This is a genomic window from Acinetobacter vivianii (assembly GCF_014635885.1).
Taxonomy (GTDB): Bacteria; Pseudomonadota; Gammaproteobacteria; order Pseudomonadales; family Moraxellaceae; genus Acinetobacter; species Acinetobacter vivianii.
On sequence record NZ_BMDR01000004.1, the window covers coordinates 422,403 to 436,229 of the forward strand.

At 42.9% G+C, this 13,827-nt stretch carries 10 protein-coding genes; 5 read left to right on the forward strand and 5 right to left on the reverse strand.

Features of this window, described 5'->3' with window-relative positions; genetic code table 11:
* Positions 1–16 precede the first annotated feature (16 nt).
* Positions 17–466 (reverse strand): PaaI family thioesterase, encoded by a 450-nt coding sequence (locus IEV36_RS10850; RefSeq protein WP_155757685.1) that lies wholly within the window; start codon positions 464–466, stop codon positions 17–19.
* A gap of 303 nt (positions 467–769) precedes the next feature.
* On the opposite strand from IEV36_RS10850, the gene IEV36_RS10855 reads away from it, so the two are divergent.
* The 4 genes from IEV36_RS10855 to IEV36_RS10870 all read left to right on the forward strand — a co-directional run bounded on the left by IEV36_RS10855 (position 770) and on the right by IEV36_RS10870 (position 5,162).
* Positions 770–2,572, forward strand: a complete 1,803-nt coding sequence (locus tag IEV36_RS10855; protein ID WP_005258292.1) for an acyl-CoA dehydrogenase C-terminal domain-containing protein — start codon at positions 770–772, stop codon at positions 2,570–2,572.
* 43 nt (positions 2,573–2,615) lie between these two features.
* A complete protein-coding gene (paaG, locus tag IEV36_RS10860) occupies positions 2,616–3,404 on the forward strand; it encodes a 2-(1,2-epoxy-1,2-dihydrophenyl)acetyl-CoA isomerase PaaG (protein WP_005258289.1) in 789 nt (262 codons plus the stop codon).
* A gap of 82 nt (positions 3,405–3,486) precedes the next feature.
* Positions 3,487–4,242: a class II aldolase/adducin family protein gene (locus IEV36_RS10865; RefSeq protein WP_005258287.1), complete on the forward strand. Its 756-nt coding sequence runs from the start codon at positions 3,487–3,489 to the stop codon at positions 4,240–4,242.
* Positions 4,239–5,162 (forward strand): 2-hydroxyacid dehydrogenase, encoded by a 924-nt coding sequence (locus IEV36_RS10870; protein WP_005258285.1) that lies wholly within the window; start codon positions 4,239–4,241, stop codon positions 5,160–5,162. The genes IEV36_RS10865 and IEV36_RS10870 overlap by 4 nt, the downstream gene beginning before the upstream one ends.
* A gap of 119 nt (positions 5,163–5,281) precedes the next feature.
* Here the strand turns inward: IEV36_RS10870 and IEV36_RS10875 are convergent, their stop codons facing one another.
* Entirely contained in the window at positions 5,282–8,752 is a 3,471-nt protein-coding gene (locus IEV36_RS10875; RefSeq protein WP_005258284.1) for an indolepyruvate ferredoxin oxidoreductase family protein, read from the reverse strand.
* Between the two features lie 201 nt (positions 8,753–8,953).
* Here IEV36_RS10875 and IEV36_RS10880 point away from each other — a divergent pair, with 201 nt between their 5' ends.
* Entirely contained in the window at positions 8,954–9,892 is a 939-nt protein-coding gene (locus IEV36_RS10880; RefSeq protein ID WP_032810694.1) for a LysR family transcriptional regulator, read from the forward strand.
* Between the two features lie 223 nt (positions 9,893–10,115).
* On the opposite strand, the gene IEV36_RS10885 is transcribed toward IEV36_RS10880, so the two are convergent.
* The 3 genes from IEV36_RS10885 to IEV36_RS10895 are packed head-to-tail and all read right to left on the reverse strand — an operon-like array spanning position 10,116 to position 13,821.
* Positions 10,116–11,018, reverse strand: coding sequence for a hydroxymethylglutaryl-CoA lyase (locus tag IEV36_RS10885; protein WP_005258282.1), 903 nt, complete (start codon positions 11,016–11,018; stop codon positions 10,116–10,118).
* The gene (locus IEV36_RS10890; RefSeq protein WP_005258279.1) at positions 11,015–13,006 is read right to left on the reverse strand and encodes an acetyl/propionyl/methylcrotonyl-CoA carboxylase subunit alpha; all 1,992 of its coding nucleotides are present in this window, start codon (positions 13,004–13,006) and stop codon (positions 11,015–11,017) included. Before IEV36_RS10890 ends, IEV36_RS10885 begins: the two co-directional genes overlap by 4 nt.
* Positions 13,007–13,017: 11 nt before the next feature.
* A complete protein-coding gene (locus IEV36_RS10895) occupies positions 13,018–13,821 on the reverse strand; it encodes an enoyl-CoA hydratase/isomerase family protein (RefSeq protein WP_005258278.1) in 804 nt (267 codons plus the stop codon).
* Positions 13,822–13,827 lie beyond the last annotated feature (6 nt).

Sequence of the window (13,827 nt, forward strand, 5' to 3'; positions counted from 1 at the left end):
GAGCTTTAAAACTTTATTATTTGCGAATAATCATTAAGGTTGCCGAGGCAAAGGCATACACTTTGCCATTCTCATCTACGATTTTACCTTCGGTACTAATAATATTACGGCCTGCATTAATCAACTCGGCTGTCGCATAGTAAGACGTATCAACCTGCATGGGGCGAATCATTTTTACATTTAAATCAATGGTTCCATAGCCAACCCCATGTTCAAGTAATGTATGAGCTGCGCTGCCTGTTGCTGTATCTAAAGCTGTGGCGCAAAAGCCGCCGTGTACACCGCCTTGTATATTTCTATGTTCTTTGCGAGGGGTAACTTTATAAGTCGCTTTACCTTCGGAAACTGCAACGAGTTCCATGGGTATCGTGTGAGCCATAGGAGAAGGAGATACCTCACCATTTTTTAAAGCGGTTAAAAACTCAAGACCTGTGTATTTCGGGCTTTCCATGAATCGTCCTTGGATAATTAAGCAATCTAATCACAATACTATAAATTGCATTTTTACGGAATAAAATTTTGCTATACAAAATTTAAAATTATTCTTATAAACAATATCCGTTATTTTATTTCTAATATTTGTACTTTAAAACATGAACTTACATTTTATATCTATATTTGGGTGACAATAATTTTATTAAATTAGTGAAAATATATTTTGCTATAAGAAATTTTTTGATATTTTGGTGAGATTGAAACAATAAAAGTCTATTCAAGGAAAAAACGATATCTGCTTATCACACAGGCAGTAACGTGAAAGGGAAAAACTATGCCTTTATACAAAGCTCCATTACGCGATATGCAATTTGTGCTGCATGAAATGCTTCAAACAGAACAGAACTATCAAGGTTTAAGCAAATATCAGGAAAGCGTAAATCGAGAATTAATTGATCAATATTTAGAAGCAGCAGCAGATTTTTGTGAAAATGAGTTGGCACCGATTAACCAAAATGGTGATCAGGAAGGGTGTCATTTAAATCAAGGCGTAGTCACAACGCCAAAAGGTTTTAAAGAAGCCTATCAAAAATATGCCGAGCTTGGATTTACCTCTTTAACTGCTGACCCAGAATATGGAGGGCAAGGCTTGCCTACATTGTTTCGGATCGCTATTTCTGAAATGTTATGTGGTTCTAATTGGGCATGGGCAATGTATCCAGGTTTGTCTCATGGCGCGATGAGAACCATTGAACACCATGGTACTGAGCAACAAAAACAGCAGTATTTGACTAAACTCATTAGCGGAGTCTGGACTGGAACCATGTGTTTAACCGAATCACATGCGGGCTCGGACCTTGGATTAATTAGAACAAAAGCAGAGCCAAATCCAGACGGTAGTTACTCAATCACAGGTGAAAAGATTTTTATCTCGGCGGGTGAACACGATCTTTCTGAAAATATTATTCATATTGTTTTAGCCCGTCTGCCTCAGGCACCCGCAGGGACTAAAGGTATTTCTTTATTTATTGTGCCTAAATTTAATGTAGATGATGAAGGTAATTTAGAAGACCGTAATAAAGTCGTCTGTAGCGCGATTGAACATAAAATGGGGATTCATGGCAATGCCACCTGCGTACTGAATTTTGATGGTGCGAAAGGTTATTTGATTGGTCCTGAAAATCGCGGGCTCAATTGTATGTTTACCTTTATGAACACCGCACGTATTGGAACCGCAGTACAAGGACTCGCTGCTTCTGAAATTTCATTTCAAGGTGCTTTAACTTATGCAAAAGATCGCTTGGCAATGCGTTCTTTATCTGGAGCAAAATGTCCTGATAAAAATGCGGACCCCATTATTGTCCATCCCGCTATACGTTCCATGTTAATGACTCAAAAAGCATTTTCAGAAGGTGGACGTGCATTAGCCTATTTTCTGGCTCAGCATGTCGATATTGTTGAGACTTCAGATGATCCCGAGCAACGAAAAATGTCGGATGAATTATTGGCCTTTTTAACTCCAATTGCCAAAGCATTTTTAACTGAATCGGGGAATGAGTCTGCCAAGCATGGGGTACAGGTCTTTGGTGGGCATGGGTTTATTGTTGAACACGGGATGGAGCAAATTGTACGCGATGCACGTATCTCAACATTGTATGAGGGCACCACTGAAATTCAGTCTTTAGATTTACTGGCGCGTAAAGTACTGAAGTCTGAAGGAAAACTGTTAAAAAATATGACCGATTTAATTGAGCAGTTTATTACGATGAATCAGTCAAATACAGCATTGTCTGCTTATACGGGAAAACTGGCTGAATTGAAGCAGCAATGGTTATCCATCACCGAAGAGGTTGCACAAAAAGCCAAGCAAAATCCTGAAGAAATTGGTGCCGCTTCAGTCGATTATCTGTATTTTTCTAGCTATGTGGTATTCGCCTATCTTTGGGCACGTATGGCACAAGTTGCCCATGAAAAACTGGCTGAAGGCACGCAAGAACAAAAATTCTATCAGGCCAAACTCAGCACAGCGAAGTTCTTCTTTCAGAAGCTATTACATCGTACACAAGCACATGCGGCTTCTATTGCTTCTGGAGCAGAGTCAGTGATGGAACTTGATGAAGACGCCTTTTCATTCTGAGTCTGGTCCACGGATTGTAAATTTTTTCAGAGAGTAGCGAGAAATGGATTTTGAACATATTTTGATTCGTCAACACAACCGTGTCGGTTATTTGACGCTTAATCGCCCAGAAGTGCTGAATAGTTTCAATGAACAAATGCACCTTGAAATTGCGGCAGTTTTAGACCTGTGGGCGGTTTCTAAGGAAGTAAAAGTTATTGTGATTTCTGGCGCAGGCAAAGGTTTCTGTGCTGGACAGGATTTAAGATCAAGAAGTCATGATGTCATTGCTGCACCAGATTATGATGCAGGCGCGGCTTTAGAAAAATTCTATAATCCGCTGGTACTTAAAATTACAGATATGACCAAACCTGTAATCGCTGCTGTGAATGGTGTGGCTGCTGGTGCTGGTGCGAATTTGGCTTTAGCCTGTGATTTGGTGGTGGCGAAACAATCTGCTTCATTTATACAGTCTTTTTGCAAAGTTGGTTTAATTCCTGATGCAGGTGGCACATGGAATTTACCGCATTTGATCGGTTTGGCCCGCGCAAAAGGGCTCACCATGTTGGGTGATAAGTTATCTGCTCAAAAAGCCTTGAATTGGGGATTGATTTGGGAGGTTTACGAAGATGAACTTTTCGAAGCGAGTGTTACCACATTGGCTGAACAGTTAGCTGAGCAGCCCAGTAGTTCGATTGCATTGATTAAAAAAGCTTTAAACTGCGCAACAGACAACAGTTTTGTTGAGCAATTGCAACTGGAGCGTGAATTTCAACGTATTGCAGGACAATCAGATAATTATAAAGAAGGAGTGGCTGCCTTTATGGAAAAGAGAAAACCAGACTTTAGCTAGAAGTATTAGATATTAATAATATTTAGTTCTGGAAAATGAAAACAGTACTTTAGGTCGAAAGTACTTCAAATAGGGATATAACATGAGTCTAAAAGAGATTGTATCGGCAAATGAATGGGATGCTCGCTGTCAGTTAGCAGCCTTATATCGGTTAATTGCTTATTATCGGATGACAGATCTTATTGATACTCATATCAGCCTACGTGTACCAGATGAGAATGGACATTTTCTGATTAATCACTACGGCATTCCATTCGAAAAAATGAAAGCCTCTGATTTGGTTAAAATTGATGGTGAAGGCAATATCGTAGAACATTATGATGCGGGTAAAACGGTGAATGTTGCTGGTTTTGTTATTCATTCAGCATTGCATGCCGCTCGTCCCAGCGTTCACTGTGTGATTCATACTCATACCGCAGATGGAATTGCAGTTTCAGCACAGAAGCACGGTTTGTTGCCAATATCGCAACACGCACTAAAATTTTATAAAAAAGTCAGTTATCACGAGTATGAAGGTGTCGCACTATCGACTGAAGAGAGGACACGACTAGTGCAGGATCTGGGTAATCATCGTGTCATGATTTTAAGAAACCATGGATTGCTGGCAACAGGCGATAGTGTACAGCGTGCATTTCATGAAATTTATTTTTTAGAACGTGCATGTCAGGCGCAAATTAAGGCACTTGCAGGTGGGGCAGAATTGCATTTTCCTTCCGAACTGGTATGTGAACATACAACCAAGCAGTTCGAATCAAAAGGTGTGGAACAGATTATTTTAAATGCCTGGAATGCGGCCTTGTCTTTAATTGAACAGCAGCGTGAGGAATACTGCGCATGATTGTGATTTCCACCACTGTACCAAAAGTTCAAAAATGGCTTGAAGATGCATTTTTACAATACGCACCGCAAGGCTCATATTGCCTAGCCGACAGCGAACAGGCGATTTATGCAACGACTGCTGTGTCGTGGTTTCCAGATTTAGATCATTTAGAAAAGTTGCCTGAATTAAAATTGATTCATTCGATGGCGGCGGGCGTTGAACACCTCAATTTAGATCGAATTGGCACACAATATAAAGTATGCCGAGTGGTTGATCAGCTTCATCAAAAGGGAATGTTCGATTATTTGCAATGGGGCGTTTTATATTATCAACGTTTTTTTGATCAGGCATTTGTACAAAAGCGGCAACAACGTTGGCGGCAGTATCCACAACGAGAACATGCTGAATTGAAAATTGGAATTATGGGCTTGGGGCAAATGGGCGGATATATGGCCAAGCAATTTGCTGCGCTGGGTTATCAAGTGTCTGGTTGGTCTCGTAGCCCGAAAAATATTGCACATGTGAGCTGTTATGCAGGTGATGAAGACTTTGACACGTTTTTAGGACAGGCTGAAATTCTGATTAATTTATTGCCACTTACGGAAAATAATCAGGGTATTTTATCAAAATCTTTATTTGATTTGCTTCCTGAACAGGCCTGTATCATCAATTGTGGCCGTGGTCAGCATCTAGTTGAGCAGGATTTAATAAATTATCTGGATTCTGGACGTTTACGTGGCGCGATTCTGGATGTGTTTAGCAAAGAACCCTTAGTTGAAAATCATCCACTTTGGCAACATGAAAAAGTGGTGATCACGCCACATGTTGCTTCACATGCACCATGGTCGGTTGTGGTGAACCAAATTTTAGAAAATGATCAGCGTGTTATTCAAGGGCAAGCATTGTTAAATCAAGTGGACACTTTGAAGGGGTATTAGTGTCTGAATATCCTCAGTTCAAGCTATCATTCAGTCATACCGACTTTTAATTATGAATCGACTGGCTGAGCCTATCATTTGTTATTTGACATGCCCAGTCAGTGATTTATTTTAAGGCATTAGCCTTTATTGCTGAGTTCTTTAGATAGCTCATCCCAACGTTGATTTGCGCTTTGCATAGACTGCATTTTGACATGACCAAAGCCACGCACTTCTGCAGGAAGCTCTGCAATTTGTGCAGCCACATTCAAATCATACTGTTGTGGTGCTGCAACAAGTGCTTTCACAAATCCAATGTAACGATCACGCCATGCTTGTTCATGTTGACGTTCTTCTTGACGTGCAAATGGATCAAGAAAAGTTTCACGCAGCCATTGTAAGCGGGCAAGTAGCATCATCGGGAAACGCATCCAGTAACCAAAAATACGTTTGCGTACATTGGTACCTAGTGTCGGTGGTGCAAGGTGATAGGATAAACGCACACCACGCCCGAATTGTGATTCGATTGATTTTTTAAAGCTAGCACCTGTCAGCAAGCGGGCAACTTCATACTCATCTTTATAGGCCATTACACGATACAGCTGTGTGGCGATTGTGGTTGCAAGCGCCTCAGGCAACATTTTAGATGCTTGTTCTGCAAGATTTCTATATGTATCAGCATAAGCATCATTCCAATAATCTTGCAAACGGACTGAACGATCATAAATCAGTTCTGGCAGCGTTTGCGGTGCATTTTGTTTTGGCAAACTGTCGAGTAGACGCTTCGCCAGATCTGGATCGCTTGCAAGATGACAACCTACGCGGAAAGCTTCAAGATTCTTTTCAACTGCTGTGCCATTAAGTTGAATGGCTTTTTCAATACTTTCGCGCAGTAATGGAATCTGACCAGATTGCCATGCCATTCCCAGCAAAATCTGATTGGCAAAGATGGCATCACCCAAGACCTGGGTGGCAATACGCGCAGCAGGTAAAGACACCAGTTTACCTTGATCAACATGACCACGAAGACGATTGATCAAATCCGTAATTGGCGCAAACCAGTCACGTTTATTAATGAAGTCAGATGTCGGTGAGCCATCTTCATTGACAATGACCATCGCATTTGGTTTTAAACGAGACAAGGCCGCATTGCTGCCTGCCACCACTGCATCGGCACCAATAAGAAGGTCACATTGACCTGCAGGGATTTTAGTTGCGGAAATTTGCTCGTCATCTGAGGCCAATTGAACATAGGAATAAACTGTACCGCCTTTTTGAGCCAGTCCTGCCATGTCCATGACGCGTGCTGCTTTACCTTCCAGATGCGCGGCCATTCCCAATAATGCGCCGACGGTGACCACACCAGTACCACCCACACCACCGACCATGATTCGGCTTGGTGCTGTATCAAGTTGAGGAAGAATTGGACGCTCAGGCCAGCCCGTAGCAAAACCCTCAAACTTGGCTGGACGTTTCATATCACGGGTATGCACGGTCACAAAACTTGGGCAGAAACCTTCTACACAGGTAAAGTCTTTATTACAGCTGCTTTGGTTAATTTGACGTTTGGTGCCCAAAGCCGTTTCTACGGGCTCAATTGAAAGACAATTTGATTTTTTCGAGCAATCGCCACAGCCTTCACAGATATCACTATTGATGTAAAGGCGTTCAGCAGGGTCAGGATAAGCATCACGTTTACGGCGACGACGTTTTTCGCTGGCACAGGTCTGAACATAAATTAAAGCGGTGACACCAGAAATCTCACGTAATTCACGTTGCACGGTATCTAAATCATTTCTGTGGCGGATTTCTACATTGGGTGCAAGGTGTTCTTCTGCATGAATCAACGCTGGTTCATCGGTTACGATGACCTGTTTTTTAATCCCTTCCGCATCTAGCTGGCGGGTCAGTTGCGCGACACTCAAATGTCCATCGACATGTTGTCCGCCTGTCATGGCAACTGCATCGTTATAAAGGATTTTATAGGTGATATTGATATTGGCTGCGATGGCTTGTCGAATTGCCAGATAGCCTGAATGGAAGTAGGTTCCATCTCCGAGATTGGCAAAAATATGCTTTTCATTGGTAAAGTGCGATGCACCCGCCCAGCTCACGCCTTCGCCGCCCATTTGCGAGAAAGTTTCCGTTCCGCGATCCAGTGACACCGCAATATAGTGACAACCGATGCCGCCTAGGGCGCGACTGCCTTCTGGCACCACGGTGGAGGTATTATGCGGACAACCGCTACAGAAATAAGGTTTGCGGTCTGCCAGATCCAGCACACGGCGTGACTCTTGTTCTGCTTTTTGCAATAAATCGATGCGATTCTGAATTTGTTGTCTTAAATTCTCTGATAAATCGAGTTGTAGAAAACGTGCTGCAAGCATTTTGGCAATCGGTTCGGGTTGGAACTCATAATGACCAATCAGCGGTGCTTCCTCGATGGAGGTACTCCATTCACCTTTACCATGAATTGCTTTGCCGATGACATGTGGACGTTGCTCATCAGGCAGGGAATACAGTTCATCTTTGATCTGTGATTCAAGAATAGGACGTTTCTCTTCAACCACAATCAGCTCTTTTAGTCCTTCGGCAAATTCACGAATACCTTGCGGTTCTAAAGGCCAGATCAACCCAACTTGATAAACCCGTAGCCCAAGCTGTTGCGCCGTTTCATTCTCAATTCCTAAAATGCGTAAAGCTTCAATGGTGTCGAGATAGCCTTTACCGCTTGCAACAATCCCGATGCGGGCATTTTCACAAGGCCAAGTGGTTTGATTCAGCTGATTGGCACGTGCATAGGCCAGCACAGCAGGTAAGCGATGTTGATAGAGGCGTTGTTCTTGCTGGATGCCATGATCAGGCCAGCGGATATTGACACCATCGGCAGGGAAGTCCACATCTTCTGGAATCACGGGAATGACCCGATCTAAATCCACATTGACGGAAGCCGAAGTTTCTACAATTTCACTGACCAGTTTCATTGAGGTCCATACCCCAGCGAAACGGGACATTGCCACGGCATGCACACCCAGATCAAGAATATGTTGCACTGAGGTTGGATAGAAAATCGGAAGACCGCAGCCAATCATGACATGTTCAGATTGGTGTGGAACCGTAGATGATTTACAGGAGTGATCATCACCAAATAAAGCGACCACACCGCCATGTTCAGAAGTTCCAGCAAGATTGGCATGACGTAGTACATCACCTGAACGGTCTACACCCGGGCCTTTGCCATACCACCATGAAGTGACACCATCATATTTTCCCTGGCCTGCAAGGTTGGCTTGCTGCGTGCCCCAAATGGCCGTTGCTGCGAGATCTTCATTAATACCGGGTTGAAAGACGACATGATGATCTTTAAGTATGCCTCCAATTTGCCAAAGGAAATTATCATAATTACCTACAGGGGAACCGCGATAACCTGAAATGAAGCCAGCTGTATGCAACCCGTTCAATTCATCGCGGCGAGTCTGTGCTAGAGGTAACCGAACGAGTGCCTGAATGCCTGTCATGTAGGCTGAACCGTGATCACTGATATATTTATCATCCAGTGATACATCTTTAGTAACGATCATTTTTGGAGTAACTTTTGTCGCTATATTCATTTATATCTCCTTAGAATTCTCGTAGTTTTGACTACTTGTTTTTTCAACATCCGGTTGAATATTTGGAGTAAGTACATAACAATTAAAAAGATTGAACAGTTCGGGATAAAAAAAGACCTGATCAATGTATGTACATTAATGTCATTGTGGTTGATCCAAACTGGTGCAACAATGCGTAATTTAGAAAAAGATATTTACGTTATGCGCAAAAATCTTGATGGTGGACTCTTGCATGCAATGAATGCCTTCCTGAAAGTGATTGATAGCGGGAGTTTCACGGCTGCCGCTGAACAGATGGAACTGACAACTGCGCAAGTTTCGCGATTAATTAGCGAATTAGAAGGGCGTTTAGGTACAAAACTACTACAACGATCAACCCGACAGCATGCCTTGACCGAGATCGGTGAGACCTATGCCGAGCAGTGTCGTCAGGTGCTTGCCATGGTGGAAGAAGCTGAAGCACAGGCAATGGGCATGGCAACAAAACCGCAAGGACGTTTACGGGTACTGAGTATGGCCAGTTTTGGTCATCACTATCTTGCACCGATGATGGCGGAGTTCTGTCAAACCTATCCCGACCTGACGGTTGAATATCGAACCTCACAAAATGTACCTGACCTTTTAGGTAAAGGCATTGATGTGAGTCTCTATTTGACAGAATCTCTGGCGGATTCGAGATTTGTGGCTCGTCGCATTGGTACGATTTTTTCGGTGTTATGTGCTTCACCTGCTTATCTGGAAAAGCATGGTGAACCTCAATCGCTGGATGATTTGCAGAAGCACGCCTGTTTACGCTTGGTCAATCCATCCATTACTCCGCAATGGCATCTGACCAGTGAAAATAGTTGTTCGTATCAGATTGATATCAATGGCCCACTCATTGCCGATACGCCTGAGTTGTTACTGGATGTAGTTCAACAGGATATGGGCATTGCCTTACTGCCAACTTTTTCATCGATTGATGCAATCCGCACAGGGCGATTACGCCGTATTTTACCAGCGTGGCGTTCTCCTGATATCGGGGTGTATACCTTATTGCCTTCGCGGGATTTTGTGGATGTAAAAACGAGGACATGGTTGGAGTGGGTCGAGCAACATATTTCTCCAAAAATACAGCAAGATACGGATTATTTTTTATAAATTCTTTGAGGAGTGGTAGAAAAAGAATAATAAGGATTAAAATTAAAAAAATGCTTCTTTAGAAAGAGGCATTTCATACAGAGATAATCGATAAGTTTTCAAAAAAATTACATGAGGGATTTAGCCCCAATTCTTGAGCAGAATGGGAGAAAGTTAAGCTCTGATCAAGCTTAATTGATTAAGCATATTGCCTGACAATAAGAGAATACAAATCTATATATGGCTAAGCGCATTTTGTTTGCCAATAGGCATTGGCATAATTTGACAAGCTTTTTCGGTTGAGTACATTACTAATATTTTGGCTGGCTTGCATTAGCTTTTCTAGGTCAATGCCAGTTTCAAAGCCCATATGTGATAGCAAATAAAACAGATCTTCGGTCGCAACATTGCCAGAAGCGCCTTTGGCATAAGGGCAACCACCAAGTCCTGCAAGAGACGAATCGAAAATACGAATGCCTTGTTGTAAAGACTGATAAATATTGGCAATCGCCATGCCATAGGTGTTGTGGAAATGCCCAGCTAAAACGGTGCTGTCCAGTTCAGCCAGACAGGCTTGCCAGACTTTTTGAACACGATTTGGTGTTGCTGTGCCAATTGTTTCACCTAAAGACACTTCATAGCAGCCCATGTCATAAAGTCGTTTAACAACTTTTACGACTTGCTCAGGTGCAATTGCACCTTCATAAGGACAATCGACAATACAAGAGACATAACCGCGCACACGTATATTATGTGCTTTTGCAGCAGCCATGACATCGCTAAATTTCTCAAAGCTCTCGTCGATTGAGCAGTTAATATTTTTACGAGTAAAACTCTCAGAAGCTGCGGTAAAAACCGCAACCTCTTTGCATCCTACTGTTTGAGCAGTTTCAAAACCTTTGATATTGGGCGTGAGCAGGCTAAATTGCACATCGGTTGTTTGCGGTAATTGTTTAAATAGCTCATCACTCTGCGCCATTTGCGGCACCCATTTTGCCGAAACGCATGAACCGACTTCAATTGATTTCAGACCTGCATGAATCAGGTCGTTAATAAAGTTTAAGCGCTGTTCGACGCTTAAAGCCTGCTTTTCGTTTTGGAGTCCATCTCTGGGACCAACCTCTACGATTTTGACAAACTCACTCATGCAACTTCCTCCTGTGCAGGCTGAAATTCCACAAGCTCATCGCCAGCTTTGACCTGATCGCCGACTTGGAAGTAGGAATCTACAATCACGCCGTCTTTAGGGGCGCGGATGGTATATTCCATCTTCATCGCTTCAAGCGTCATTAAAATATCGTCTTTCTTCACGCTATGATTGGCGCTTACTAGCACTTGCGTGACTACGCCCGGCATTGGCGCTTTAAGGTGGCCTTCATCGGCTTGGTGATCTGCTTGATTAAAGTCTTGGCGGATATAAGCAAACTTGTAGCTTTGTCCATTTTGGAATAAGGTAATGCCTTGCTGATTTTGGTTAAAAGATAACTTTTGCTGAGTCTCACCAATTTGAATAGATGCGGTGTGTGTATCAATCAATTGACCTGAAATTGGGTAGCTTTGTCCGTTATATTCAGCGGTGAAGCCATCTTCATGTGAGGCAAATTTAATTTTAATGTTCTGATCTAAATAGTTCAGTTTAATACTGTGCTGATAAGCAATATTTAAACGCCAAAGTGGTTGAGCCTGCCAAAGCTGTTTTTGGCTTGAACTATTGTTATCAAGTTTGCTTAAAAACTCAATAAATGCCGCTGCGACAATAATCTCAGGTTTTGTCTGTTGCATGTTAAACAGAAAATCATGTTCACGTTGAATCAGGTTAGTATCAAGCTTGGCTTGTTTAAACGATTCGCTACGAACAATCTTTTCCAGAAAGGCAATGTTGTTGCCTAAGCCATCGACATGGAATTGGCTTAACGCATGTTGCATTTGAATAAGCGCAGCTTCACGGTTTTTACCCCATACGATCAGTTTGGCAATCATTGGGTCGTAATAGGTCGTGATTTCATCGCCTTCAACAATACCGCTGTCGACACGTACATATTGGTTTTGAGTTGGGTAGTGCAGATAGTCAATTTTACCAATGGCAGGTAAAAAACCTTTTTCTGGTTCTTCGGCGTAAATACGTGCTTCGAGCGCATGGCCGTGAATCTGCAATTCGTTTTGTAGTTTAGGTAAAGGTTCGCCATAAGCCACACGAAGTTGCCATTCAACCAAGTCTTCACCTGTAATCATTTCGGTGACAGGGTGTTCGACTTGTAAACGGGTATTCATTTCCATGAAATACGCCGTACCGTCTTGTTCCACAATAAACTCAACTGTACCTGCACCGACATAATCTACCGCACGTGCTGCATCAATAGCCGCTTGACGCATTGCATTAAGCTTTTCGCTTGGCATTTGTGGAGCAGGGGCTTCTTCTAATACTTTTTGATGACGACGTTGTACAGAGCAGTCGCGTTCAAACAAATGTACGTAGTTGCCATGCGTGTCACCAAACACTTGCACTTCAATATGTCGAGGTTGAATCACATAACGCTCAATCAAGACATCATCATTACCAAAGCTCGATTTGGCTTCACGTTTACACGAGGCTAAGGCATGCAAAAAGTCTTCACTGCGTTCAACCAGACTCATGCCTTTACCACCGCCGCCAGCACTGGCTTTAATTAAAACAGGATAACCAATTCGTTCTGCCTGTTGTTTTAAAAAGTCGGCATCTTGATTGGTTCCGTGATAACCCGGTGTTAAAGGAACGCCTGCTTTTTCCATCAAGGCTTTAGAGGTCGCTTTTAAGCCCATCGCTAAAATGGCATCCACTGGTGGCCCAATAAAGCAAATATTGTATTGTTGGCAAGCGAGTGCAAACTGGTCATTTTCAGAAAGGAATCCGTAGCCCGGATGCACCGCTTGGCTGCCTGTATCAATTGCTGCCTGAATAATGCGGTCGGCTTGTAAATAACTTTGTGTTGCAGGGGACTGACCAATATAAACCGCTTCATCGGCAAGTTTGACATGTTGTGCATTTGCATCTGCATCGGAGTAAACAGCAACCGTTGCAATCCCTAATTTTTTAGCTGTGCGAATCACACGGCAGGCAATCTCGCCACGGTTCGCAATTAAAATCTTTTCAAACATGATGATCGTCCTTAATTGTTGTTATTCGAGTTAGAAACCCAAGCAGGCTGCTGTTTATTTAAAAAGGCACTCAGACCTTCTTTTGCTTCACTGCCTTGACGAACTTGAGCAATATGATGTGCTGTCTGTTGCAGCAAATCATTGCTCATGGTCTGGTTGCTCACCATTTGAATGAGTTGTTTTGAGGCCGCTTGAGCATGCGGGCCACCAAGTAATAGAGCATCAATAATTTCTTGAACTTTTTTATCTAAGTCTTCGGCATCTGCAACTTCGTGAGCCAAGCCAATTTGTTTGGCATCACGTGCTGAAATTCGCTCGGCAGTTAAGAAGTAACGAGAGGCTTGTCTTGCACCAATCGCACGAATCACATAGGGACTAATGGTAGAAGGAGCAAGCCCTAAACGAACCTCAGATGTTGCAAACTTGGCATCGGTACTGGCAATGCAAATATCACATGCTGACGCTAAACCCATACCGCCACCAAAGGCAATGCCATGTACACGGGCAATGGTCGGTTGCTTAAGTGTTGCAAGTACATCAAGCATTTGTGCAAGTTTTAATGCATCTGCTTCATTTTCTGCTGAAGATGTCTGGCCTGCCTGTTTCATCCAGTTCAGGTCGGCACCTGCCGAAAAGCTTTTGCCGCGACCCGCTAAAACCACCACACGAATTTCATCACGGGTATGGATTTGCTTAAAGCAGGCATGTAGCTCTTCAATGACTGTCGTATTAAAAGCATTGTGCAATTCAGGACGGTTCAGCCAAACATAGGCAACCTGACCTTGTTGTTCGAGTTGTAAAAATTGATAGCTCATATACAC

What these genes read in the sequence shown, in the direction of transcription:
- IEV36_RS10855 (WP_005258292.1), top strand. Translation starts at nt 770, where the DNA reads ATGCCTTTATACAAAGCTCCATTACGCGATATGCAATTTGTGCTGCAT.
- paaG (WP_005258289.1), top strand. Translation starts at nt 2,616, where the DNA reads ATGGATTTTGAACATATTTTGATTCGTCAACACAACCGTGTCGGTTAT.
- IEV36_RS10865 (WP_005258287.1), top strand. Translation starts at nt 3,487, where the DNA reads ATGAGTCTAAAAGAGATTGTATCGGCAAATGAATGGGATGCTCGCTGT.
- IEV36_RS10870 (WP_005258285.1), top strand. Translation starts at nt 4,239, where the DNA reads ATGATTGTGATTTCCACCACTGTACCAAAAGTTCAAAAATGGCTTGAA.
- IEV36_RS10875 (WP_005258284.1), bottom strand. Translation starts at nt 8,752, where the DNA reads ATGAATATAGCGACAAAAGTTACTCCAAAAATGATCGTTACTAAAGAT.
- IEV36_RS10880 (WP_032810694.1), top strand. Translation starts at nt 8,954, where the DNA reads ATGCGCAAAAATCTTGATGGTGGACTCTTGCATGCAATGAATGCCTTC.
- IEV36_RS10885 (WP_005258282.1), bottom strand. Translation starts at nt 11,018, where the DNA reads ATGAGTGAGTTTGTCAAAATCGTAGAGGTTGGTCCCAGAGATGGACTC.
- IEV36_RS10890 (WP_005258279.1), bottom strand. Translation starts at nt 13,006, where the DNA reads ATGTTTGAAAAGATTTTAATTGCGAACCGTGGCGAGATTGCCTGCCGT.
- IEV36_RS10895 (WP_005258278.1), bottom strand. Translation starts at nt 13,821, where the DNA reads ATGAGCTATCAATTTTTACAACTCGAACAACAAGGTCAGGTTGCCTAT.